General features: G+C 72.2%; 22 protein-coding genes. 10 read left to right on the top strand and 12 right to left on the bottom strand.

Features of this window, described 5'->3' with window-relative positions:
- Window positions 1-22: 22 nt before the first annotated feature.
- Both ACERUN_RS06450 and ACERUN_RS06445 read right to left on the bottom strand, forming a co-directional pair.
- Window positions 23-511, bottom strand: a complete 489-nt coding sequence (locus tag ACERUN_RS06450; RefSeq protein WP_370289010.1) for an AAA family ATPase — start codon at window positions 509-511, stop codon at window positions 23-25.
- A 160-nt stretch (window positions 512-671) separates the two neighbouring features.
- Complete coding sequence (locus tag ACERUN_RS06445) at window positions 672-2,156, bottom strand: alkaline phosphatase PhoX (protein WP_370289009.1); 1,485 nt, start codon at window positions 2,154-2,156, stop codon at window positions 672-674.
- Window positions 2,157-2,452: 296 nt separating this feature from the next.
- Between ACERUN_RS06445 and ACERUN_RS06440 the strand changes: the two genes are divergently transcribed.
- The 4 genes from ACERUN_RS06440 (at window position 2,453) to ACERUN_RS06425 (ending at window position 7,297) form a co-directional block, all read left to right on the top strand.
- Window positions 2,453-2,854 carry a DUF485 domain-containing protein gene (locus tag ACERUN_RS06440; protein WP_370289007.1) on the top strand — a complete coding sequence of 134 codons (402 nt, stop codon included), beginning with the start codon at window positions 2,453-2,455 and terminating at the stop codon, window positions 2,852-2,854.
- Window positions 2,851-4,482, top strand: coding sequence for a cation acetate symporter (locus ACERUN_RS06435; protein ID WP_370289005.1), 1,632 nt, complete (start codon window positions 2,851-2,853; stop codon window positions 4,480-4,482). Before ACERUN_RS06440 ends, ACERUN_RS06435 begins: the two co-directional genes overlap by 4 nt.
- 299 nt (window positions 4,483-4,781) lie before the next feature.
- A complete protein-coding gene (gene acs / locus ACERUN_RS06430; protein ID WP_370289004.1) occupies window positions 4,782-6,767 on the top strand; it encodes an acetate--CoA ligase in 1,986 nt (661 codons plus the stop codon).
- A 107-nt stretch (window positions 6,768-6,874) separates the two neighbouring features.
- Window positions 6,875-7,297: a pyridoxamine 5'-phosphate oxidase family protein gene (locus ACERUN_RS06425; RefSeq protein WP_370289003.1), complete on the top strand. Its 423-nt coding sequence runs from the start codon at window positions 6,875-6,877 to the stop codon at window positions 7,295-7,297.
- A gap of 46 nt (window positions 7,298-7,343) precedes the next feature.
- On the opposite strand, the gene nhaA is transcribed toward ACERUN_RS06425, so the two are convergent.
- Window positions 7,344-8,885 (bottom strand): Na+/H+ antiporter NhaA, encoded by a 1,542-nt coding sequence (gene nhaA / locus ACERUN_RS06420; RefSeq protein ID WP_370289002.1) that lies wholly within the window; start codon window positions 8,883-8,885, stop codon window positions 7,344-7,346.
- Window positions 8,886-9,007: 122 nt separating this feature from the next.
- On the opposite strand from nhaA, the gene ACERUN_RS06415 reads away from it, so the two are divergent.
- The 6 genes from ACERUN_RS06415 to ACERUN_RS06390 all read left to right on the top strand — a co-directional run bounded on the left by ACERUN_RS06415 (window position 9,008) and on the right by ACERUN_RS06390 (window position 14,126).
- On the top strand, window positions 9,008-9,409 hold the full coding sequence (locus ACERUN_RS06415) for a phage holin family protein (RefSeq protein WP_370289001.1): 402 nt from the start codon (window positions 9,008-9,010) through the stop codon (window positions 9,407-9,409).
- A 68-nt stretch (window positions 9,410-9,477) separates the two neighbouring features.
- Complete coding sequence (locus ACERUN_RS06410; protein ID WP_370289000.1) at window positions 9,478-10,356, top strand: fructosamine kinase family protein; 879 nt, start codon at window positions 9,478-9,480, stop codon at window positions 10,354-10,356.
- Window positions 10,357-10,441: 85 nt separating this feature from the next.
- Window positions 10,442-11,149: a response regulator transcription factor gene (locus ACERUN_RS06405; protein ID WP_370288999.1), complete on the top strand. Its 708-nt coding sequence runs from the start codon at window positions 10,442-10,444 to the stop codon at window positions 11,147-11,149.
- A 10-nt stretch (window positions 11,150-11,159) separates the two neighbouring features.
- Entirely contained in the window at window positions 11,160-12,782 is a 1,623-nt protein-coding gene (locus ACERUN_RS06400) for a sensor histidine kinase (RefSeq protein ID WP_370288998.1), read from the top strand.
- A complete protein-coding gene (locus ACERUN_RS06395; RefSeq protein WP_370288997.1) occupies window positions 12,775-13,380 on the top strand; it encodes a hypothetical protein in 606 nt (201 codons plus the stop codon). Before ACERUN_RS06400 ends, ACERUN_RS06395 begins: the two co-directional genes overlap by 8 nt.
- Before the next feature lie 71 nt (window positions 13,381-13,451).
- Window positions 13,452-14,126, top strand: a complete 675-nt coding sequence (locus ACERUN_RS06390) for an HNH endonuclease family protein (protein WP_370288996.1) — start codon at window positions 13,452-13,454, stop codon at window positions 14,124-14,126.
- 18 nt (window positions 14,127-14,144) lie between these two features.
- Here ACERUN_RS06390 and ACERUN_RS06385 read toward each other — a convergent pair whose 3' ends face one another.
- From ACERUN_RS06385 to ACERUN_RS06345, 9 genes are all read right to left on the bottom strand, one after another.
- Window positions 14,145-14,933, bottom strand: a complete 789-nt coding sequence (locus ACERUN_RS06385; protein WP_370288995.1) for a tyrosine-protein phosphatase — start codon at window positions 14,931-14,933, stop codon at window positions 14,145-14,147.
- Complete coding sequence (locus ACERUN_RS06380) at window positions 14,926-15,732, bottom strand: DUF1295 domain-containing protein (protein WP_370288994.1); 807 nt, start codon at window positions 15,730-15,732, stop codon at window positions 14,926-14,928. Before ACERUN_RS06380 ends, ACERUN_RS06385 begins: the two co-directional genes overlap by 8 nt.
- A 72-nt stretch (window positions 15,733-15,804) precedes the next feature.
- On the bottom strand, window positions 15,805-17,115 hold the full coding sequence (locus ACERUN_RS06375; protein WP_370288992.1) for a class I SAM-dependent methyltransferase: 1,311 nt from the start codon (window positions 17,113-17,115) through the stop codon (window positions 15,805-15,807).
- Window positions 17,112-18,398, bottom strand: a complete 1,287-nt coding sequence (locus ACERUN_RS06370) for a class I SAM-dependent methyltransferase (RefSeq protein ID WP_370288991.1) — start codon at window positions 18,396-18,398, stop codon at window positions 17,112-17,114. The genes ACERUN_RS06375 and ACERUN_RS06370 overlap by 4 nt, the downstream gene beginning before the upstream one ends.
- The gene (locus ACERUN_RS06365; protein WP_370288990.1) at window positions 18,395-20,584 is read right to left on the bottom strand and encodes an FAD-dependent oxidoreductase; all 2,190 of its coding nucleotides are present in this window, start codon (window positions 20,582-20,584) and stop codon (window positions 18,395-18,397) included. Before ACERUN_RS06365 ends, ACERUN_RS06370 begins: the two co-directional genes overlap by 4 nt.
- Window positions 20,581-21,402, bottom strand: a complete 822-nt coding sequence (locus ACERUN_RS06360) for an anti-sigma factor domain-containing protein (RefSeq protein WP_370288989.1) — start codon at window positions 21,400-21,402, stop codon at window positions 20,581-20,583. Before ACERUN_RS06360 ends, ACERUN_RS06365 begins: the two co-directional genes overlap by 4 nt.
- Window positions 21,399-22,004 carry an ECF RNA polymerase sigma factor SigK gene (gene sigK / locus ACERUN_RS06355; RefSeq protein ID WP_370288988.1) on the bottom strand — a complete coding sequence of 202 codons (606 nt, stop codon included), beginning with the start codon at window positions 22,002-22,004 and terminating at the stop codon, window positions 21,399-21,401. Before sigK ends, ACERUN_RS06360 begins: the two co-directional genes overlap by 4 nt.
- A 46-nt stretch (window positions 22,005-22,050) precedes the next feature.
- Window positions 22,051-22,722, bottom strand: a complete 672-nt coding sequence (locus ACERUN_RS06350) for a fasciclin domain-containing protein (RefSeq protein ID WP_370288987.1) — start codon at window positions 22,720-22,722, stop codon at window positions 22,051-22,053.
- Window positions 22,723-22,990: 268 nt separating this feature from the next.
- A partial coding sequence (locus ACERUN_RS06345; RefSeq protein ID WP_370288986.1) for a hypothetical protein occupies window positions 22,991-23,184 on the bottom strand: 194 nt, incomplete at its 5' end.

Genomic DNA, 23,184 nt, shown 5'->3' with positions numbered 1-23,184 from the left:
CCCCCGCCGCCCGGGTCTGCGCTCACGGGCTCCCGCGGCTCTCGTCGGGGGTCGGGGGCTGGAGGATGCGCAGGTAGCGCTCCAGCATCGCCTCGCTCACCACGAAGTCGTCGCGGTGCTCCCCGCGCCGCTGCGCGAGGCGCCGCCGCGCGTCGTCCGGATCGACGGGGAGGTAGACCACCTCCACCTGCGCGCCGCGCTCCTCCCCGATCGCGCGGTGGACGTCGCGCTCGCGCCGCGAGGCGTGGATGTGGTCGATCACGACGTCGACCCCGTCGTCGAGGCACGCCGCGATCTCCTCACGCTGGCGCTCGCGGATGGCGGCGACGACCGCCGCCGCGAGGTCGTCGGCGCAGGTGTAGCCGAGGTCGAAGGCGTCGTGGTCGATCGCGAAGCGGCGGAACCCCTGCGCCTCCAGCGCTCGCGCGTAGGTGGTCTTGCCCGACCCCGGCACACCGCACATCAGCACGAGCCGCGGCGCCCGCCGCCCCGCCCCTCCTGATCCGCTCACGGCGTCCATTGGAGCAGGCGGGGGCGGTGGGGCTCGGGTGGGGATTCACCGGTGAACCGGTGAATCCCCAGCTTGTTGCATGAAACTTCAGCCGAGAAGCACGAGATTCGGTCGAGTAGTCCGCCCCACCACCCCCGGTGGACGACGGACGGCCGGCGCCTCAGCCCAGGTACTTCTCCCACGGCCCGGTGATGGCGAAGGTCAGGCCCGGGTCCTGCATGTTCACGAACAGCACCTTGCCGTCGTCGCTGAACGTCGGCCCGGTGAACTCCGAGTCGTTGAGCATGTTGCGGGCGATGGCCTGGGTGGGGCCGTAGGGCGTGGCCGAGAGCACGTGCGAGGAGCCGACGCCGTCCTCGGCGAGCACGAGCGAGCCCCAAGGGGTGACGGTGACGTTGTCGGGGCCGTCGAAGGTGAGGTCGTCGTACTTCGGCTTCGCGCCGGTCTTGGCGGTGGCCTGGTGGGGGAAGTAGGCGACGAGCTGGATGGTCGAGGCCTCGTAGTCGTAGAACCACACCATGCCGTCGTGCGGCACCGCGTCGGTCGGGAGGTCCCCGTCGGAGAAGGCGTAGGAGTTGACCACGTAGACGCCGCGGTCGGTGCCGTAGACGCCCTCGAACTTCTTGCCGCGGGTCACCTCGCCGTCCTTGAACTGCTTGCGCGTCGAGGTCGTGCGCGCGTCGCGGTCGGGCATCGCCTTCCACTTCACCGGGAACGGCAGGCCGAGCTGCGCCGAGGTCAGGTACGCCACGTCGGGCAGCACCGAGCCGTCCGGCATGATGATCTGCATCGCCTCGAGGACGCCGGCGTCGTCGGCCAGCCGGTCGGCCAGGCCCGGCCCGGCGCGGAAACCGCGCGGTGCGGTCCAGCGGTAGAACAGGCCGTTCGGGCCGGAGGCGTCCTCGCTGAGGAAGATCTGGCGGCGGTCGTGGCTCACCGCGCACGCCTCGTGCGAGTAGCGGCCCAGCGCCTTGATCGGCTTCGGCAGGGTGCGGCCGTCGTGGAAGACCTCGAAGACGTAGCCGTGGTCCTTGCCGTAGACGCCGGAGGTGCCGTTGCCCTTCCAGGCGGCACCGGCGCGGTCCTCGGTCTCCTCGCAGGTGAGCCAGGTGCCCCACGGGGTCGGGCCGCCCGCGCAGTTGGTCGAGGTGCCCGAGATGGCGACGTACTCGCCGAGGTTGCGTCCGCGCACGTCGGTGCGGATCACCGTGCAGCCGCCGGCGTTGAGGGCCTGCTCGTCGTAGACGGTGCCCTTCACGTGCGGGACGCCGAGCGGCGAGCCGGCCTTGAGCTCGTGGTTCTGGATGAGGGTGTAGCGGCCGCGGCCGGTGCTGAACACGGCCGTGCCGTCGTGGTTGCTCGGCGTCAGACCACCCTCCTCGAGGCGCGTCACCCCTGCACGGGTGACGACCGCGTAGGAGAACCCCGGCGGCAGCGCCAGCAGCCCCGCGGGGTCGTCGACGAGCGGCGGGAACGGCGCGGTGCGGCCGTGCGGTCCGCGCGGTGCGCGGTCGTAATCCCCGCCCGGACGACGCGGGCTCGCCTCCGCGAGCGACGGCATCGCACCTGTCACGGACAGTCCGACGCCGGCAGCGCCTGCGGCACCGGCGGCGAGCATGGAACGACGGCTGGGAGTGCTGGTCATCGAGACCCCTTTTCCGAGTGAGAGGGACAAACCGATCCAGTCGAACCGCGCGAGGTGACCCTCGGGCGTCGAGCAGGTGAACGCACGACGGCCTCCCCATCACACTCCACCCCACCCCTGCCCCGCCCCTCGTGGACGACGGCCGCGACCGTTCGTCGTCCACGAGCGACCGCTGGGCGATCGACCGCGCCCGCTCACCGCGCGGGTGCGCCGCACCCCTGCCGGAGTGACCGGCATCACTCCTAGCGTCGAGGCCTGCCGGTGACCACGGTCACACCCGTCCCGAGGAGGTACCCGTGTCTTCCCATCTCTCCCACGACGCGGCCGAGGCCGCGTCCGATGCCGTGCACGACGAGGCGTCGCGCCACGACCCCGTCTACGACCAGCTCCACGCCGACGCGCAGTTCGCCGAGCTGCGCCGGCGCTACCGCAGCTTCGTGCTGCCCGCCACCGCCGCCTTCTTGACCTGGTACCTGCTCTACGTCGTCCTCTCGAACTGGGCGGGCGACTTCATGGGCCAGAAGGTGATCGGCAACATCAACGTCGCCCTGGTGTTCGGGCTGCTGCAGTTCGCCACCACGTTCGGCCTGGCCTGGCTCTACAGCCGCTACTCCACCGCCAAGCTCGACCCGCTGGCCCAGGGCCTCGAGGCGGAGTTCGTGCGCCTCACCGACAGCACCGACGGGGGTGCCCGATGAACCACCAGGTGCTCACCGCGGTCCTCTTCCTCTCGGTCGTCGCGCTCACGCTGTTCGTCACGATCCGCGCCAGCCGCAACTCCAGCGGCGCAGCCGACTTCTACGCCGGCGGCCGTTCGTTCTCGGGATTCCAGAACGGCCTGGCGATCGGCGGCGACTACATGTCGGCCGCCTCCTTCCTCGGCATCTCCGGCGCGATCGCGCTCGCCGGCTACGACGGCTTCCTCTACTCGATCGGCTTCCTCGTCGCCTGGCTCGTCGCCCTGCTGCTGGTGGCCGAGATGCTGCGCAACTCCGGCAAGTTCACGATGGCCGACCAGCTGGCCTACCGCATGAAGCAGCGCCCCGTGCGGACGGCGGCCGCGACGTCCACCGTCACGGTCTCGATCTTCTACCTGCTCGCGCAGATGGTCGGCGCGGGCAGCCTCGTCACCCTGCTGCTCGGCATCGACAAGGAGAACACCCTCGCGGTGTCGGCCGTGATCGCCGGCGTCGGCGCGCTGATGATCGTCTACGTCACCGTGGGCGGCATGAAGGGCACCACCTGGGTGCAGATCGTCAAGGCCGTGCTGCTGATGGCCGGCTCTGCGCTCATCGTCGTGATGGTGCTCGCCAAGTTCGACTTCAACCTCTCCGAGCTGCTCGGGGCGGCGGCGTCCAACTCCGGCAAGGAGGGCTTCCTCGAGCCGGGCCTGAAGTACGGCATCGACCTCACCCACAAGATCGACTTCCTCAGCCTCGGCATCGCCCTCGTGCTCGGCACCGCGGGCCTGCCGCACATCCTGGTGCGCTTCTACACGGTGCCGACCTCGCGCGACGCGCGGAAGTCGGTGCTGTGGGCCATCGGCCTCATCGGCGTGTTCTACCTGTTCACCCTGGTGCTCGGCTTCGGCGCCGCGGCCCTGCTCAACACCGGTGCCGGCAGCGAGGTGGCCAACTCGGGCGGCAACCTCGCCTCGCCGCTGCTGGCCGAAGCCGTGGGCGGCGGTGCCGGATCAACCGGCGGCGCGATCCTGCTCGCGGTGATCTCGGCGGTCGCCTTCGCCACGATCCTCGCGGTCGTCGCCGGCCTGACCCTCACGTCGTCCACCTCGGTGGCGCACGACATCTACAACGCGGTCATCCGCAAGGGCCAGGCCACCGAGGAGGAGGAGATCCGGGTGACGCGGTTCGCGGCCGCCGGCCTCGGCGTGATCGCGATTCTGCTCGCCATCCCCGCCCGCAACCTCAACATCGCCTTCCTCGTGGCACTCGCCTTCGCGGTGGCGGCCTCGGCGAACCTGCCGGCGATCGTCTACAACATGTTCTGGCGGCGCTTCAACACCCGCGGCGCCACGTGGAGCATCTACGGCGGCCTGATCTCCTGCATCAGCCTGGTGATCTTCTCCCCCGTCGTCTCGGGCAAGGGTCTCGACCCGACCGGCAAGAACCTCTCGCTCCTGCCGACCAGCATCGACATCGCCTGGTTCCCGCTCGAGAACCCGGGCCTGGTCTCGATCCCGCTCGGCTTCTTCTTCGGCTGGCTCGGCACCATCACCTCGAAGGAGCCCGAGGCGGCCGAGAAGTTCACCGAGCTCGAGGTCCGCGCCCTCACCGGCGCCGGCAGCGAGAAGGCCGTCGTCCACTGACCCGGGGCCGCTGACCCGGGCCCGGCCGGGCTTGTAACTCAGTGTTCCGTCGTCCACCACGGTGTCGTGACCAGTCACAGCACCGTGGTGGACGCACGAACACCGAGTTACAAGCGGCGGCGGCCCGGCAAGCGGCGGCCCAGCGACGCCCACCCACCCGACCCACACTTCCGGCCACCGACGCATCACCTCCGGCCAACCCGCGCCGCCGCGGAGCAACGCCGACGCAACCACCGGTGACCACACTTCACGAGGGTCCTACTGTGACCTGAGGCACCCATTCGATCCAGGAGAGAACCGTGAGCGACACCCCGAGCGCCCAGACCTTGGCCAACCTCTCGAAGGAGGACCGCCGCTTCGAGCCGCCCGCCGAGCTGGCGGCCGCGGCCAACGTGCAGGCCGAGGCCTACGAGCGCGCCGCCGCCGACCGCGAGGGCTTCTGGGCCGAGCAGGCGCGTCGCCTCACCTGGGCCGAGCCCTTCACCCAGGTGCTCGACTGGTCCAACCCGCCGTTCGCCACCTGGTTCGCCGACGGCAAGCTGAACGCCGCCTACAACTGCGTCGACCGCCACGTCGAGGCCGGGCGCGGCGACAAGGTCGCCCTCCACTGGGTCGGCGAGCCCGTGGACGACGTCCGCGACATCACCTACGCCGAGCTCAAGGACGAGGTGTCCAAGGCGGCGAACGCGCTCACCGATCTCGGTGTCGGCAAGGGCGACCGGGTCGCGATCTACCTCCCGATGATCCCCGAGGCGATCGTCGCGATGCTCGCCTGCGCCCGCCTCGGTGCCCCGCACACGGTCGTGTTCGGCGGCTTCTCCGCCGACGCGCTCGCCAGCCGCATCGACGACTGCGGCGCGAAGGTCGTCATCACCGCCGACGGCGGCTACCGCCGCGGCGCCCCCTCGGCCCTCAAGCCGGCCGTCGACGAGGCCCGCACCAAGACCGACAAGGTCGAGAAGGTGCTGGTCGTGCGCCGCACCGGCCAGGACCTCGGCGAGGACGGCTGGGACGCCGACGTCGACGTGTGGTGGCACGACGTGGTCGACGCCGCCTCCCCCGAGCACACGCCCGAGGCCTTCGACGCCGAGCACCCGCTCTACGTCATGTACACCTCCGGCACCACCGGCAAGCCGAAGGGCATCCTGCACACCACGGGCGGCTACCTCACCGGCGCGGCCTACACCCACCACGCGATCTTCGACCTCAAGCCCGACACCGACGTCTACTGGTGCACCGCCGACATCGGCTGGGTCACCGGCCACAGCTACATCGTCTACGGCCCGCTCGCCAACGGCGTCACGCAGGTGCTCTACGAAGGCACCCCCGACTCCCCCGAGCCGGGCCGCTGGTGGCAGATCATCGAGAAGTACGGCGTCACGCTCTTCTACACCGCGCCCACCGCGATCCGCTCGTTCATGAAGCAGGGGCGCGAGGTGCCCGACGCCTCCGACCTGTCCAGCCTGCGCATCCTCGGCTCGGTCGGCGAGCCGATCAACCCCGAGGCCTACGTCTGGTACCGCTCGGTCATCGGCGGCGACCGCACGCCGGTGGTCGACACCTGGTGGCAGACCGAGACCGGCTCGGTGCTCATCAGCCCCCTTCCGGGCGTCACCGCCGGCAAGCCCGGCTCGGCGATGAACCCCATCCCCGGCATCGAGGCCGAGGTGGTGGACGACGAGGGCAATCCCGTGCCCAACGGCTCCGGCGGCTACCTCGTGGTCACCTCGCCGTGGCCCTCGATGCTGCGCACCATCTACGGCGACGACGCCCGCTACGTCGAGACCTACTGGTCCAGGTTCAAGAAGCAGGGCTACTACTTCGCCGGCGACGGCGCGAAGAAGGACGACGACGGCGACATCTGGGTGCTCGGCCGCGTGGACGACGTCATGAACGTCTCGGGCCACCGGCTCTCCACCACCGAGATCGAGTCGGCGCTGGTGTCGCACCCGAAGGTCGCCGAGTCGGCGGTCGTCGGCGCCACCGACCCCGACACCGGCCAGGCGGTCGTGGCCTACGTGATCCTGCGCAACGAGGCCGGCGACGGCGGCCCGGGGATCGTCAAGGAGCTCTCCGACCACGTGCGCAAGGAGATCGGTCCGATCGCCAAGCCGCGCCAGATCATGATCGTCCCCGAGCTCCCGAAGACCCGCTCGGGCAAGATCATGCGCCGCCTGCTGCGCGACGTCGCCGAGGGCCGCGCGGTCGGCGACACGCAGACCCTGGCCGACGCCTCGATCATGGACCTCATCTCGGCCGGTCAGGCGACCTCCACCGACGACTGATCGCGGGAGCGTGCCCGGAGGACGGGAAACGCGGTCGATCACCCGCCATCCGGCGGCCGGCGGCCTCGTTTCCCGTCACCCGCGCACATGGCGGCTAGCCTCGCCCCGTGCCCTCGCTGCGTGAGTTCGACTGGTCCGACCTGCCCCCGGCCCTCCTGGAGTTCTGGACCGAGCGCCACCTGTGCACGCTCAGCACCCTCGACCGCCACGGCGCGCCGCACGGGGTACCGGTGGGCGCCGTCCTCGACCTCGAGGAGCGGTGCGCCTGGATCATCACCAGCGGCGGCTCGCAGAAGGCCACGAACCTGCGTCGCGACCCGCGCCTGAGCGTCACCCAGGTGGACGGCGCCCGCTGGTCGTCGATCGCCGGCACCGCCGAGGTGCTGGACGACGCCGCGTCGGTCGCCCGCGCCTGCGAGCGCTACGCCACCCGCTACCGCACGCCGCGGGAGAACGCCGAGCGCGTGGCGCTGCGGATCACGGTCGAGCGCTTCCTCGGCTCGGCCGGGGTGCTGGCCCGCCCGGAGTAGTCGCGCGCCCTCTGGAGAACGAATCTGCTCCCATCGACGAGGCCCTTCAGGCTCCGACGCTAGCGGTCTCCTCCGGCCTCGACCCGGTTTCGCTCGAACCGGCACCCTCGCCGTCGTCGGAGTCATCCGAGCCGTCGCCGTCGACCTCGCCGCGCGAGGACGCCAGCAGCAGCACCACGCCGACCACCGCCGCGAGCACGGAGGCGAACAGGATGCCGACCTTCGCCTCGTCGGTGAGCATCTCGTCGCCCGGGAACGACAGGCCGGCGATGAACAGCGACACCGTGAAGCCGATGCCGGCCACCGCGCCGAGGCCGGTGATCTGCATCCAGTTCACGCCCTGGGGCAGTCGTGCCCCGGTGAAGCGCACCGCGATCAGGCAGGCGAGCACGATGCCGAGCGGCTTGCCGATCACGAGCCCGACGCCGATGCCGAGCGCCACCGGCGAGGTCAATGCGTCACCGATCACGCCACCGCCGAGCGGCACGCCGGCGTTGGCGAGGGCGAAGACGGGCAGCACGACGTACGCCGAGAGCGGGTGCAGCGCGGTCTGGAGGCGCTCGACGACCGGCACCGACTCGTTCTGCAGGAAGCGCAGGCGGTGCAGCTCCTCGGCGTCCAGCTCGTTGTCGCGCAGCGCCTCGACGGCGTACGACCGGGCGACGTCCTGGTGCAGCAGGGCGCAGGCGGGGGTGAGCAGGCCGAGGGCGACGCCCGCGAGGGTGGCGTGCACCCCCGACTCGAGGGTGGCGAACCACGCCAGCGTGCCGAGGACGACGTACACCGGGATCGCCCACACCCGCACCGCGCGCAGCACGGCCATGAGCACGAAGAGCGCGAGGGCGGCGCCGAGCCAGTCGAGGGAGAGGTCGCCGGTGTAGAAGAAGGCGATCACCAAGATGGCGCCGATGTCGTCGACGATGGCCAGCGTCAGCAGGAACAGCCGCGCGGACGACGGCAGCCGGCGTCCGAGCACGCCGACGACGCCGACCGCGAACGCGATGTCGGTGGCCATCGGGATGCCCCACCCGTCGCCGGTGCCGGGGCCGCCGGCGATGGCGAGGTAGAGCAGTGCCGGCACGGCCATGCCGCCCACGGCCGCGACGATGGGCAGGGCCGCGGTGCGGGGGTCGCGCAGGTCGCCGTGGACGAGCTCGTACTTGATCTCGAGGCCGACGACGAAGAAGAAGATCGTCATCAGGCCGTCGTTGACCCAGTGCTGCAGCGTCTCCTCGATGCGCCAGTCGCCGATCTGCAGCGCGATGTCGGTGTGCCAGAAGTGGTCGTAGCCCGAGGCCCAGCCGTCGATCGGCAGGTTGACCCACAGCAGCGCCACCACCGTGGCGGCCAGCAGCAGGATCGAGCCCGCCGACTCGATCGCCAGGAACTCGCGCACCGGACGCGCCACGTAGCGCGCCAGCGGCTTGTCGCTCGCCGTCCAGACGGGGCCGGTGGCCCAGATGCCGCCCCGGTCGTCGGTGCGGTCGTCGGATCCCCCGGTGCTGCTGTCGGTGCCGCCGTCGGTGGCGATGGGCGCGACGTCCTCCCCGGGCGGACCGGGGGTGACGTGGGCAGGGCGGTCGGGCATGGATTCCTCCGAGGTCACGGGCGTGACGGAGGTGCCGTCACGCGGGCAGGCTGGCGCGCATGCCGACCAGACTTCCCGGCTCACCTGTGCCTCAGTCTACCGATGTCGGTAGGGTCGCCCGTATGGCCATCGAACCGCTCCACGACGAGCCGACCATCGGGCGACTGATCAAGGACGCCCAGTCAGACATCTCGACGTTGGTGCGCAAGGAGATCCAGCTCGCGAAGGCCGAGCTGAAGGTCAGCGTGTCGGCTGGCGGCGTGGGCATCGGCCTCATCACGGTGGCGCTCTACCTCTTCGTGCTCGCCACGATCATGCTGTCGCTCGCCTTCGTCTACCTCATCAACTGGAACGGCGACGGCCTGGCCCTGCAGTGGGCCTACCTCATCATCTTCGGCGCCTACACCCTGCTGGCCGGCCTGCTCGTCTGGCTGGCGATCCGCAGCTTCAAGAAGGTGCGGGCGCCCGAGCGCACGATCGAGCAGGGCAAGGAGATCCCGAAGGCCCTGCGCGGCAAGGCCTGAGGCGAGCGCCCTGCGGGGCGCATCCATCTCACATCCACGACTCCAGGACTCAGGGCACGGGGGGACCGATGGCGCGGCAGCAGGCCGTCGCGGCGAAGGCCGAGCGACTGCTCGGCACGGCCGTGGTCGCCACCAGCCCCGTCGCCGGCGGTGACGTCGCCGTCGCCACGCGTCTGCGCCTCTCCAGCGGTCGCAGCGCCCTGCTGAAGTCGCTCACCCCCGCCCCGCCGCACTTCTTCCGCCGCGAGGCCGAGGGCCTGGCCCTCCTGCGGTCCACCACGGCCACCGGGGGCGTGGCCACCCCCGACGTCCTCGCCGTGGACGACGAGTGCCTGGTGCTCGACTGGGTCGAGACCGGGCGCCCCACCGCGGACGCCGCCACCCGCTTCGGCCGCGCGCTCGCCACCACCCACGCCGCCGGCGCCACGCAGCTCGGCGGTTCCTTCGGCGCCGAGCACGACGGCTACATCGCCCGCCTCCCGCTGCCGAACCGCCCGCTGCCCACGTGGGCTGAGTTCCACGCCGAGCGGCGCATCGCGCCCTACCTCAAGGTGCTGCGCGACAAGCGGCTGATCGCCCCCGCCGATGCCGACGCCGTCGAGCGCGCAGCGGCGCGCACGGGCGAGATCGTGCCGGTCGAGCCTCCCGCCCTCCTCCACGGCGACCTGTGGAACGGCAACGTGCTGTGGACGACGGACGAGCGCGCCGTCGTCATCGACCCGGCCGTGCACCTCGGCCACCGCGAGGTCGACCTCGCCATGCTGGGTCTCTTCGGTCTCCCGCAGCTGGCGCAGGTGATCGAGGCCTACCAGGAGGTCTCGCCCCTGGCCGACGGCTGGGAGGATCGCCTCGCCTTCCACCAGCTCTTCCCGCTGCTGGTGCACGCCTGCCTGTTCGGCGGCCGCTACGCCGCCCGCGCCGGCGACCTCGCGCGCCGCTACCTGTAGCCGCCGCTCCCCGTAGCCACCGCCCGCGATCGGCGGGGGGCGCGCCTCTCAGCGCCCGCTCAGGGCGAGGGGCCAGAATGGAGGCGTGTCCCGCTCCGCCACCCCCGCCCGCGTGCTCGTCGTCGACGACGACCGCGCCGTGCGCGAGTCCCTGCGCCGCTCGCTCGCCTTCAACGGCTACGAGGTGCACCTGGCCGGTGACGGGGCCGAGGCGCTGGCCGGCATCGGGGCGATCTCGCCCGACGTCGTGGTGATGGACGTGATGATGCCGAAGCTCGACGGCCTCGAGACCACGCGGGCGCTGCGCGCTGCGGGCAACGACGTCCCGGTCATCGTGCTCACCGCGCGCGACGCCGTCGGTGAGCGCGTCGAGGGCCTCGACGCCGGCGCCGACGACTACCTCACCAAGCCGTTCGCGCTCGAGGAGCTGCTCGCCCGCCTCCGCGCGCTTCTGCGCCGCGTGCCGGTGGAGGAGGGCGCCGAGGAGGAGGTGCTGGCCTTCGCCGACCTCACCATGAACGTCACCACGCGCGAGGTCGTGCGCGGCACGCGCAGCATCGAGCTCACCCGCACCGAGTTCACGCTGCTCGAGATGTTCCTGCGTCGTCCGCGCCGCGTGCTCGACCGCAGCTTCATCCTCGAGGAGGTGTGGGGCTACGACTTCCCCACCACCGCCAACTCGCTCGAGGTCTACGTCGGCTACCTGCGGCGCAAGACCGAGGCCGAGGGCGAGCCCCGGCTCATCCACACCGTGCGCGGCATCGGCTACGTCCTGCGGGCCACCGAGTCGTGAGGCGGTCGTCGTGACCGCGCCCGACGCCCGCCCGGATCCCTCGGCCGCGCCCCCGGGCGCCGAGGTGCCGCCCGCCGCCGCCGCAGCCCCCGCAGCACCACCGCCGCCGACGCCGCCGATCCCCCCGCCGCCGTCCGCGCCCCCGGGCTGGACGCCGAGCAACCACCCGGCAGCCGGGCCGGCGCCGCGCAACCGCGTCGCCGCCTGGTACCTCGGTCGCCCCCACCCCGAGCAGCGCTGGCCCTACCGCCGCTCGCTGGCCAACCGCGTGATCGCGCTGACGATGATGGCGGTCGGCTTCTCCGTGGCCCTCGTGGCCGTGGGCGCCTACCTCACCATGCGCGTGCAGATGACCCACGCCCTCGACGACTCCCTGCTCAACCGCGCCCAGCGGGCGGCCAGCTCGAGCACCCTGCTGCAGGCGGGGGTGCAGGGCATCCCGCCGGGCGTCTTCGGCGCCGCCGACGTGCGCATCGCGTTCCTGGACTACCGGGGCGCGATCGCCCGACTCGACCGCGGCCCCGAGATCGACCTCGGTCGCCCCGAGCGCGACGTCGCGGACGGTCGCGCCCGCGAGAGCATCCGTACGATCCTGATCGACGACGATCGCTACCGCGTCGTGGCCGTGCCCACCGAGCAGTCCGGCATCGCGCTCATCATCGCCCAGCCACTGGCCGACCAGGACCGCACGCTCTCGCGGCTGGGCTGGGTGACGCTCGCGTTCGGCATCTTCGGCGTGCTCGCCGCCGGGCTCGGCGGATGGGCGGTGGCCTCCAACGGCCTGCGCCCGGTGCGCCGCCTCACCGACGACGTCGAGCGCATCGCCCGCACCGAGGACTTCACGCCGCTGCCGATCGAGGGCGACGACGAGGTCGCGCGCCTCTCGACGGCGTTCAACCAGATGCTGCTCGCGCTCGACGCCAGCCGCACCCGTCAGCGTCAGCTGGTGGCCGACGCCAGCCACGAGCTGCGCACGCCCCTGACGGCGCTGCGCACCAACATCGACCTGCTGTCGATGGCCGTGCGCGACGACGTCTCCGGTGCCGCCCTGCCGCCCGCGGCCCGCGCCGAGCTCATGGACGACGTGCGCGCCCAGATCGAGGAGCTCACCACCCTCATCGGCGACCTCACCCAGCTCGCCCGCGACGAGCCGGCACCCGTCCAGGCCCGCGAGGTCGACCTCGCCGAGGTCATCGACCGCGCCGTGCAGCGGGTGCGGCGCCGCGCGCCCGGCCTGACCTTCGAGGTGTTCACCCGCCCCTGGACCGTCGTGGGTCTCGAGCAGGAGCTCGAGCGCGCGGTCACCAACCTGCTCGACAACGCCGCGAAGTGGAGCCCCGACGGCGGGCGCGTCACGGTGCGCCTCAGCGACGGCGTCCTCACCGTGGACGACGAGGGGCCGGGCATCGCGGAGGCCGACCGCACCGCGGTGTTCGACCGGTTCTGGCGCTCGGCCGACGCCCGCACCATGCCCGGCTCGGGCCTCGGCCTGGCGATCGTGCGCCAGGTGGCCGAGCGTCACGCCGGCACCGTCGAGGCCACCGTGGCAGCTGGAGGCGGTGCGCGGCTGGTGCTGCGCCTGCCCGGAGAGGAGAGGTCGTATGCGGACTCGGAGGCGGGGAGCCGTGCGTAGGGCGCGTCTGGCCACAGCGGCGGGGGCCGTCGTCCTCGCGACGACGATGGCGGGCTGCGGCGGCGGTGACGACGTCGGGCCGAAGCCGAGCCTGCCCAGCGAGACGCCCGCGCTGTTCAACCCCTGCGACGGCCTGGACGCCGCGCAGGTCACGACCGCCGTCGGGTCCACGACTCCGCTCACCGAGAGCGCCGGGCGACCCACCTCGCCCGAGTGCCGCTTCTTCCCTCCCAAGGGCAGCGGACAGCCGGCCGTCACCGTCAATTACACGCTCTTCAGCGGAACGCTCCAGGAGTACTTCGCACGCATGGGGGCGGCCAACGCCGACGTCACCACGCCCCGCGTCACCGGCGCGGACGACGCCCGGCTGGTCGTGTCGGCCGAGAAGGACCAGCTCTACGTCACCGGTTTCGTGCAGACCGGCACGCTGTTCCAGGTGATCAACGTCGTCGACCCCCGGCCCTACGACCGCGCGCAGGCGCAGCAGGGCACCGTCGACATCATGGGGGCCCTCGTGAAGCACGCGCGCACCACCGCCGGCAGCGGGCTCGACGCGCCGACCCCGTCGTCCCCCGCACCGTCGTCGAGCCCGAGCTGAATCCGCGCATCCGCCGGCTGCGCACGCTCGTCGCCGCCACGCTGCTCGCCGGCGCCACGGCCTCGTGCACGGTGGGCGGCGGTTCGGTCGGGGCCGGGGGACGCCCGAGCACCGCACCGAGCACCACGCCGCCGAGCACCACACCGACCACCGCACCGCCGAGCACCGCCCCGCCGAGCAGTGCCGCGCCCGCGGACGCCCTCGCGCGCTTACGCCCGATCGCTCGCACGAGGCCGGGCACCTACGAGCGCAGCGCGTTCGGCTCGTCCTGGGCCGACGTCGACGGCAACGGCTGCAACCAGCGCGACGACGTGCTGCTGCGCGATGCGGTGCCCGCCAGCGCCCGCACCGCCCAGCAGGGTCGCTGCGACCACGACGTGCTCGCCGGCTCGTGGGTCGACCCCTACACGGGGCGTCGGCTGACCTTCACCGACCTCAAGGCGCCCGACCAGGCGCAGGCGATCCAGATCGACCACGTCGTGCCGCTCTCGGAGGCCTGGGCCTCCGGCGCCGACCGCTGGAGTGAGGAACAGCGCCGCACCTTCGCGAACGATCTCGACAACCTGCTGGCCGTCGACGGCCCCACCAACGCGAGCAAGAGCGACGGCGACCCCGCCGCGTGGCGTCCGCGCAAGGGCTACCAGTGCGCCTACGCGACGCGGTGGATCACGGTGAAGTCGCGCTACGACCTCGGCGCCGACGCCAGCGAGGTCGCGGCGCTGCGCCAGATGCTCGACTACTGCTGAGCCGCGCCCCGCACCCGCTCAGTCGTGGACGACGAGCAGCTCGCGCAGCCGCGCCAGCACCGCGTCGTCCAGGCCGAGGCCCTCGCGCAGGTAGCCGTCGAGGTCGCCGAACTCCGCGGCCGCGGCCTGCCAGGCGGTGCGCAGGTAGCGCTCGTCGACCAGCAGCGTGGGATCGTAGACAGCGACGCGCTCGGGGCCGAGCGCCGCGCCGATCTGCGCCTCGACGGCCGCGCGACTGGCAGCGGTGCGGTCGTTGCTGAGCAGGTAGTCGCCGAGGATCGTGGCCTCGTCGACACCCGCGACGTGCAGCAGGAGCGCGGCCACCCAGCCGGTGCGGTCCTTGCCCGCCGAGCAGTGGAAGAGCTGCGGGCCGCCCTCGGCCAGGCGCCGCAGCACCACCCCGAACGCCTCCCGTGAGGACGCCGTCGTGACGAAGGTGCGGTAGACCTCGAGCATCAGCGCCTCGGCGTCGTCGCGGGTGGTGAGCCCGGAGAGCCGCTCCATCGGGATGCCGGCGGCGTCGACGTGCACGGCCTCGGCGCCCGGGATCTCGGGATCGGGGTGCAGGGCGATCTCGAGCGGGGAGCGCAGGTCGATGATCGTGCGCAGGCCGAGGGCGGAGAGCAGGGCGTGGTCGTCGTCGGCCAGGCGGAGGTCGTTGCTGCGGTAGTAGACACCTCGGCGCAGCGGCCGGCCGTCGGCGGTGCGCATCGGCGCCGCCCCGACCCCCGAGACGTCGCGGAAGTTGTCGACCGAGGCGAGGCGCAGGGCCTCGTCCGGCCCCTCGCTCGGCGTCGCGTCAGGCATTTTTCGGCGGCAGGGGGAGGAACTTCGACGTGCGCGCGGCGTACTCGGGGTAGCCGGGGCGCTGCATCATCGTCTTCTCGAGCAGCTTGGCACCGGTGGTCTCCATGAGGAACCACGTCATGGTCAGCGGAGCGATCACGGTGGCCGCTCCCGCGATCCAGCCCGAGCCGAGGCCGCCGACGAGCCAGATGCCCCACCAGACCGAGGCGTCGCCGAAGTAGTTGGGGTGGCGGGTGTAGCGCCACAGCCCGGTGTCGAGCACCTGCGGGCGCGACTCGCGCGGCTGGGCGCGGTAGGCGGCGAGCTGCGCGTCGCCGACGGCCTCGAAGAACAGCCCGATGGCCCACAGGACGACGCCCACGACCACCGCCGGCCACCAGATGGCCTCCTGCGCGGCACCGACGGCCACCGGCAGCGCGATGAACGTCATCGCGAGCCCCTGCACGAGGAACACCTTGCGCACCGCCACGCCCATGCCGACCTCGGCCAGGGTGCCGCCCAGCACGGTGGCGTAGCGGGGGTCCTCGTCGGTGTGGCCGCGGCTGCGGCGGTGGATGTGCGAGGCCAGACGCAGACCCCAGAAGCCCACGAGCACCATGAGCAGCGCGGTGCGCCAGGCGTCGCCGAGCCCACCGATCAGCCCCGCCGCGCCGGTGGTGAGCGCGATGAGCACGAAGCCCAGGCCCCAGGCCACGTCGACGACGACCACCCGGCCCTGCCGGCGGGCCACCAGTGCGGTGGCGGTCATGAGGGCGGCTGCGGTGAGCAGCGCGATCAGCAGGGAGACGACGACGTCCATGGGTTCACCGGCCTTCGGGGGTGGGTGGCGGGTGCTGGGCGGTGCGGCCCGCGCGCACGCGGGCCGCAACCGTCACCAGGCGCGGATCTGCGGAAGGGTGTGGGCAGCGCCCGGACGCACCATCAGGATCTGGTCGACGCCCATGCGCCCGTCGCGGAACGACATCGAGCCGCCCACGAGGTAGAGGCGCCAGACCCGCACGAGCTCCTCACCGACGAGGTCGGTGATGGCGTCGATGTTGGCCTCGAAGCGCTCGATCCAGCCGGCCACGGTCTGCACGTAGTGCTCGCGCATCGCGTGGACGTCGCGCACCTCGAGCCCGGAGTCCTCGAGCAGGTCGACGGTCTGGCCGATGGGGCGCATGTACATGTCGGGGGCGATGAACGACTCGATGAACGGGCCGCCGCCGGGCCACTTGCCCGAGCGCGACATCTGCTGGATGAGCACACGGCCGCCGGGCTTGACCGAGTCGTGCAGCACCTTGGCGTAGGTCGGGTAGTTGCGCTGGCCGACGTGCTCACCCATCTCGAGCGAGGCGACGGCGTCGTACTCCTGGCCCGGCGCCGGCACCGCGTCGCGGTAGTCGCACAGGCGGAACTCGACGCGGTCGCTCAGACCCCGACGCTCGGCCGCGGCCTCGGCGAAGCGCTTCTGCTCCTGCGAGATGGTCACGCCGACCACGGTGACGCCGAAGTTCTCGGCCGCGTGCAGCGAGAGCGAGCCCCAGCCGCAGCCGATGTCGAGCATCCGCATGCCCGGCTCGAGGCCGATCTTGCGGCACACGAGGTCGAGCTTGGCGTCCTGGGCCTCGATGAGCGACTGGTCCGGGGAGGTGTGGTAGCCGCACGAGTACGCCATGTTCTTCTCATCGAGGATGAGGGAGTAGAACTCGGCCGTCGTGTCGTAGTGGTGGCTGATCGAGGCGCGGTCGCGGTCCTTGGAGTGCAGACGGCCCTTGATGCGCGCCTGCGTGGCGGGCGGGGCCGGCGGGCGGCTCAGCAGGTCGAGCCCGGCGGCGGTGCGCACCGCGCCGGCCAGCGCCTTGAGCGAGGGACGACGCCCCGACAGGCCGCGCTCGGCGGCCACGGCGAAGGCGTGGGTCAGGGCGGCATCGAGGTCGCCGGGCACGTCGAGCTCGCCGGTGACGTAGGCCTGGGCGGCGCCGAGCTCGCCCGGGTGCCAGAGCAGTCGGCGCAGCGCGTCGGGCGAGCGGAGCTCGACGGCGGGGGCGTCCTCGGGCCCGGCGGCCGAGCCGTCCCAGGCGGTGAGGCGCACGGGGAGGTCGCCGTTGACGAAGGGGCGGAGGGCCTCGGCCAGACGGGCCGCGACCCCGCCGTCGGCGGGGCCGGTGGAGGGCCGGGTCGAGGTGGGGGCGGTGGTCACTGGGCGGTCCTGTCCTCGCGGGAGAAGGTGAGCTGGAAGTCGTCGATGTAGCCAGCCGCGAACCCGCCGCGGCAGTACTCCAGGTAGAAGTGCCACATCCGCACGAACACGTCGTCGAAGCCGAGCTCGGCCACGCGCTCGTGGGCGGCGAGGAACGCGCGGTCCCAACGCTGCAGGGTCGGAGCGTAGTGGGCGCCGATGCTGAACTCGTCGTCCAGGCGCAGGGTGGTGTGCTCGCCGATGACCTCACGGATCGCCTGGACAGACGGCAGCGCGCCACCGGGGAAGATGTACTTGGTGATGAAGGTGTGGGTGTTGCGGGTGGCCAGCATCCGGTCGTGCGGCAGCGTGATGGCCTGGATCGCGATCTTGCCGCCCGGGGCCAGCACGTGGTCGAGGGTGCGGAAGTAGTCGGGCCAGAAGGCGTAGCCGACGGCCTCGATCATCTCCACCGACAGCACGGCGTCGTAGGCGCCCGCGGGCTCGTCGAGCAGCGTGCGGTAGTCGCAGAGGTCGACGGTGACGGCGTCGGCGTGGCCGGCCGCGGCGATGCGCTCGAGCGCGAGCGCCTGCTGCTCGACCGAGAGCGTGATCGACCGCACGGTCGCACCGCGCGCAGCAGCGCGGATGGCGAGCTCGCCCCAGCCGGTGCCGATCTCGAGCAGGCGGGTGCCCTCGCCGACGCCGGCCTGGTCGAGCAGCCGGTCGATCTTGCGGTGCTGGGCGGCGGAGAAGTCCTCCGAGAGCGCCGTCTCGAGGTCGGTGAACCAGGCGCTGGAGTACATGAGCGTCGGGTCGAGGAAGGCGGCGAACAGGTCGTTCGACAGGTCGTAGTGGTGGGCGATGTTGGTCTGGGTGTTCTCCTGCGTGCCCAGGTGCGTGCGCGGCAGCTTCGGCACCACGAAGGCGCGCAGCTTCTGCAGGCTCTTGGGCACGAGGTTGGCCACGTCGGAGGCGAGCACGGTGAGGAAGTCGCCGAGGACGCCATCGCCGGGGACGCCGTCCTCGGTCCAGGCACCGGTCATGTAGGCCTCGCCGAAACCGATCAGCTTGTCGCGACCGATGCGGGCGAAGAACTCCTTCGGCCGGTGGACGACGATCGCCGGGCCGCCGCCGCCGAGCTCCTCCACGGAGCCGTCGGGGTGGCGCAGCCGCACGGTGACGTGCAGGCGCGAGACCGCCGAGCGGAAGAGTCGCTCGGCGACCTTGGCGGAGAGACCGCCGGACGGTGCGGGGTAGAGGTCGGGCCAGTTGGCCGCGCGACGCGAGTCGGCGACAGTCATGGGGTGCTGCCTTCCTGAAGCTTCCCGCCGTGCGGGAGGACCGGTCGCGGGTGGACCGGGCGGGGCTGGATGGGGAGACGCCGCAGCCACAGCGCGATGCCGTGGGCGCGGATGAGGGCCGATCCTCGCAGGCCCGCGAGGGCGAGCGGCGGGGCGGCGGGGACGCCGGTCAGCGAGGCGTCGAAGCGTGCGCCGTCGTCGGTGACGAGCCGCACGGCCAGACGCAGCCGGCCGGTGTGGGGGTCCGGGGGCGGGGCGACGACCTCGTAGTGGCCGTCGACACCGTGGAACGGCGAGACGTACATCGCCTTGTCGATGCGCGCGCGGCCGTGCTCGTCCGCGTCGAGCAGGTAGGTGTGGCGGTCGCCGTAGGTGTTGTGCACCTCCACGACCGTGGCGTCAGGACGCCCGCGGCCGGTGGGATCGGCCCACACCCAGTGCACCGAGATCGGGTTGAAGCAGTGGCCGAGCACCCGCGGCTGGGCCGCGGTGACGGCCCGCCCGCCGCGCAGGTCGATGCCCTGAGCTGCCAGGTAGGCGTCGAGGCCGGCGCGGATCGTGGCGTGCTCGCCGCTGAAGTGGTCGCGACCGAGCCAGTGGCCGCGTCCGCCGCGCACGGTGCCGTCGTCGCGCACCTGCCCGAGGTCGACCGCCCAGAAGTGCGAGCGGTGCTGGAAGCGGTTGCTGATCGGCTGACGGCGCACGTGCACGAGCGTCGTGCGGAACGCCGTCACGGCGTCACCGCGGTGGACGCCGAGCGCCTCGCCCGCCGGGGGGTTCTCGTTGTGACCCGCCTCCTGCGTGGAGACGAGGCCTCGCACCCCGACAGCTGAACCCCCTTCGGCGGTCGGGGTGCGAGGGTCAGGGGGGACGTCGTCGTCCCAGGTGAGGCCGAGTCTCTCGGCGGCTCGGAGGCCGGAGCGGGCGCCGTCCTCGTGGAAGCCCCAGCCGTGGTAGGCGCCGGCGAAGGCCACCCGATCGGTGTCGATCTCGGGCAGCCGGGCCTGCGCGGCCACGGAGGCGGGGGTGTAGAGCGGGTGGGCGTACTCGCGGCGCACGATGACCGTGGCGGGGTCGACGAGGTGCTCGCCGCCCAGCGTCACCAGGTAGTGCGTGCTCGTCGTGAGGCGCTGCAGGCGCGTGAGGTCGTAGGTGACGAGGACGCCGTCCTTCGCGGCCGTCGGCCGACGGAAGTTCCAGGAGGCCCAGGTGTCGTGGTTGCGCGGCATCAGCCGGGTGTCGGTGTGCAGCAGCGCCACGTTGGGGCTGTAGGGGATCGCGGCCAGCAGCTCGCTCTGCAGCGCGGTGGGCTCGGCGAGCATCGCCAGCGCCTGCTCGGGGTGCGCGGCGATCACCACGGAGTCGTAGGTCTGCGCGCCGACGCCGTCGGCCAGGATCTCGACGCCGTCGGCGCTCTCGCGCACCGAGCTGACCGGCGAGGCGAGGTGGATGGTCGCGCCGGAGGCCTTGAGCGCCTCGGCGACCGCGTTGACGTAGGTGTGCGAACCCCCGCTGACGGTGCGCCACGTGGGCGAGCCGAAGACGCTCAGCATGCCGTGGTGCTGCAGGAACGCGAAGAGGTAGGCGGCCGGGTAGTCGAGGGCCGTGTCGGGATCGCACGACCACACCGCGGCCACCAGGGGCTCCATGAAGTGGCGGCGGAAGTAGGGCGAGAAGCGGCCGTCGTCCAGGAAGTCGCGCAGCGTGGTGAGGTCGCGGGCGCGCGTGGCGGCCACCGTGGTGTCGGAGGCCTCGAGCAGCTTCTTGGCACGGCGGTGGAAGCGCGGGATGTCGGCCAGCATGCGCAGGTAGCGCGGGTTGCGGTGGTGGCGCTCGCCGCGAGGGAAGACGCCCTGGCGACCGAGAGCGCCGGCCCACTCGAGCTGCGAGCCCTCGTCGCTGATCGACATCGACATCTCCGACTCCTGCGTCGGGATGTTCAGCTCGTGGAAGAGGCGGAGCAGCACCGGGTAGGTGCGGCGGTTGTGCACGATGAAGCCGGAGTCGATGCGCAGCGCGCGACCGGTGGGGTCGGTGACGTCGTGGGTGTCGGCGTGCCCACCGAGGCGCGCGTCAGCCTCGTAGAGGGTGACGTCCGCGCTGCGGGAGGCGACGTAGGCAGCAGTCAGTCCGGCGACACCGGATCCGACCACCGCCACGCGCCGTCGCGTGGCGGCCACCGTCATGCCTCCAGGTTGAAGTAGGCGATCGGGTCGGCGGAGGGCTGCTGCGAGCCGCCGTCGGGCTCGACCGTGATCCCGATACCGACGGCGCGGGAGGCGTCGCCCTCGAGGACCATCGTGTTGTCGCGGATGTCGGGCATGAGCCCGGCCCGGATCATGTCGCCGGCCGAGGACTGGAACCAGACCTCGTAGTCGTGGCCGTTGGGAGCGGGCGTCATGCCGTCGGTGATGATGACGGCCTTGCCCAGCTCGCGCGAGACCACCACGGCGGCCTCGGAGCCGTCGGGGAAGCGCTTGTCGACGCGCTTGGCGTCGGGGGCCGCGAGCACGCGCTCGGCGGCGGTGAGGTTCGGGCCGACGGGTGCGTCGTCCTCGAGCTGCGACCAGCCGATGCCGGCTCCGGCCACCACCGTGGCGGCTGCCGCCACCATCAGGAGCGGGCGACGCAGCAGTCGGCGCTGGCGGTGGGCCTGCAGCGACACTGGTGCGGCGAGCGGCTGCATGCCGGGTGCACCGGCGCCCTGGTCGGTGTCGTCGTGCTCGTCGGAGTGGTCGTCGTGGGTCAGCGGCGGCAGCGGACGGACCGAGGCGATGTCGGCGAGGACGGCGGAGCGCAGCGAGGCCGGCGGGGCGACCTCGGTGGTGATGCCGAGGACGGCGGCCGTGGCGCGCAGCTCGGCGACCTCCTCCGCGCACGTCGGGCACGCGGACAGGTGCGCCTCGAACCGGGCGGTCTCCTCGGCGTCGAGGGCGTCGAGGGCGTAGGCACCGGAGAGCGCGTGCGCGTCCTCCCAGCCTCGGGTGTGGCCGAGATCGGTCATCGTCCTACTCCGATCTTGTCGCGCAGGCGGATGAGCCCGTCGCGGATCCTCGTCTTCGCTGTGCCGACCGGTAGGTCGAGCAGGGCTGCCACTTCGGTGTGGGTGTAGCCCCCGAAATACGCCAGCTCGATCGCTTCGCGCTGGACGTCGGTCAGGTGGGCCAGCGCCGCGCGGACGCGGCGGGCCTCGAGAGCAGCGGTGGCGGCCTCGGCCGTCTCGTCGTGCTCGATGGTCTGGTTGGAACGCTCGTAGGTGAGGTCCCGGCGGGTGGCAGCCTCAGCGCTGCGTACCCGGTCGACCGCCTTGCGGTGGCCGATGGTGAGCATCCACGACAGCGCACTGCCGCGCTCGGAGTCGTAGCGACCGGCCTGGCGCCAGATCTCCAGGAACACCTCCTGGACGACCTCCTCGGCCTGCGAGGGATCGCGTACCACCCGCAGCACGAGTCCGTAGACCCGCGAGGAGGTGGCGTCGTACAGCTCGGCGAAGGCCACGGAGTCGCCCCGGGCGGACTGCTTGAGCAGCGCGCCGAGGTCCGGGCCCGCGCCGGCCGGCGCCCCCACGGAGGGGACGCCGGCCGGAGTGCCGTGGACCGGATTCATAGGAGAATCCTCCCGCGTCGGTGATGCTTTGGCGAGACCGGGTAGGTCACTTGACGCCGGTCAGGACCTTGTCGATCACGTAGACGGTGGCGTTGGCGGTGGGGATGTTGCCGCAGAGGACGTTGGCGGTCACGGTGCCGTCGGAGACGGTCATGCCGTTCTCGTCACCCTCGATGGTCAGCTTGTCGCCGGCCAGGGTGTCCTTCTCGCCGACGACCGCAGCCGGGTCGTCGTTCTCACCGAGCACGTGGTGGGTGAGGATCTTGGCCAGGTCGGACTTGGCGCCGTCCTTCTTGGCACCCTCGATGAGGGCGTTGAGGTCGGCCTCCGGGATGGCGGCGAACGCGTCGTTGAAGGGCGCGAACACGGTCAGCGCGGGGGCACCGTTGAGGGTGTCGCCGAGGCCGGCGGCACCGACGGCGGTCACCAGCGTGCTGAGGATCGGGTTGTTGCTGGCGGCGGTGGCGACCGGGTCCTTGACCATGCCGTCGAACGAGCCGGGGCCCGAGGTCGGAACGGCGGAGCAGGCGTCACCGAAGGTCTGGGCCTGCGCACCCTCAGCGGCCGGCGAGGACTCCATGTCGGAGGAGCTCGACGAGCTCGAGTCGCTCGACGACGCGGTCTCGTCGTCCTCGTTGCCGCAGGCGGCCAGCGAAACGGACAGGGCGAGCGCGACCGAGGTGATGCCGGCGGCGCGACGGAACTGGTTGAGCTTCATGATGTATGTGCCTTCCTTGGGGGTAGCGGGTCTTGCTGTAGGTGATTCGGGCCCGCTCAGGGGGTGGATTGGTCGGATCTGAAGTTTTTTCCTCGGAACCGGCCGTCCATGTGCATCGGTGACCGGTCCGCCGCCGTCCAGACGGGTTCTCTTCGCGTCCAGACGGGTTCTCTTCGCGTCCAGACGCGGGCCGCAGCGAGCCAGGACGACCCGAGCCCGCCCCCCGGATGCGGGGACGGGCTCGGGTGGCGCAGTGCCGCAGAGCGGGTCAGCGACCGGTGCCGTCGCGGCGCGAGCGCTGCACCATCGCAGCCCGTAGCAGCGCGGCGAACCCGACGTAGATGGGCCCGTAGAACGCGTCATCCGCTTCAGGAGCGAGCTCGAGCGGCGGGTAGGTGAGGGACGGCGGACAACGACCGAGAAGCCCCCCGGCCGTGCGCCGGGGGGCGTCTGGGGCGGGGT

This window comes from Nocardioides sp., from assembly GCF_964229035.1.
GTDB lineage: Bacteria > Actinomycetota > Actinomycetes > Propionibacteriales > Nocardioidaceae > Nocardioides.
The sequence above is the reverse complement of the archived record's forward strand: the minus strand, read 5'-3'. Positions and strand labels throughout refer to the sequence as shown.

What these genes read in the sequence shown, in the direction of transcription:
- sigK (WP_370288988.1), bottom strand. Translation starts at nt 22,004, where the DNA reads ATGAATCCGGTCCACGGCACTCCGGCCGGCGTCCCCTCCGTGGGGGCG.
- ACERUN_RS06360 (WP_370288989.1), bottom strand. Translation starts at nt 21,402, where the DNA reads ATGACCGATCTCGGCCACACCCGAGGCTGGGAGGACGCGCACGCGCTC.
- ACERUN_RS06415 (WP_370289001.1), top strand. Translation starts at nt 9,008, where the DNA reads ATGGCCATCGAACCGCTCCACGACGAGCCGACCATCGGGCGACTGATC.
- ACERUN_RS06435 (WP_370289005.1), top strand. Translation starts at nt 2,851, where the DNA reads ATGAACCACCAGGTGCTCACCGCGGTCCTCTTCCTCTCGGTCGTCGCG.
- ACERUN_RS06445 (WP_370289009.1), bottom strand. Translation starts at nt 2,156, where the DNA reads ATGACCAGCACTCCCAGCCGTCGTTCCATGCTCGCCGCCGGTGCCGCA.
- ACERUN_RS06370 (WP_370288991.1), bottom strand. Translation starts at nt 18,398, where the DNA reads ATGACTGTCGCCGACTCGCGTCGCGCGGCCAACTGGCCCGACCTCTAC.
- nhaA (WP_370289002.1), bottom strand. Translation starts at nt 8,885, where the DNA reads ATGCCCGACCGCCCTGCCCACGTCACCCCCGGTCCGCCCGGGGAGGAC.
- ACERUN_RS06380 (WP_370288994.1), bottom strand. Translation starts at nt 15,732, where the DNA reads ATGGACGTCGTCGTCTCCCTGCTGATCGCGCTGCTCACCGCAGCCGCC.
- ACERUN_RS06385 (WP_370288995.1), bottom strand. Translation starts at nt 14,933, where the DNA reads ATGCCTGACGCGACGCCGAGCGAGGGGCCGGACGAGGCCCTGCGCCTC.
- ACERUN_RS06350 (WP_370288987.1), bottom strand. Translation starts at nt 22,722, where the DNA reads ATGAAGCTCAACCAGTTCCGTCGCGCCGCCGGCATCACCTCGGTCGCG.
- ACERUN_RS06365 (WP_370288990.1), bottom strand. Translation starts at nt 20,584, where the DNA reads ATGACGGTGGCCGCCACGCGACGGCGCGTGGCGGTGGTCGGATCCGGT.
- ACERUN_RS06410 (WP_370289000.1), top strand. Translation starts at nt 9,478, where the DNA reads ATGGCGCGGCAGCAGGCCGTCGCGGCGAAGGCCGAGCGACTGCTCGGC.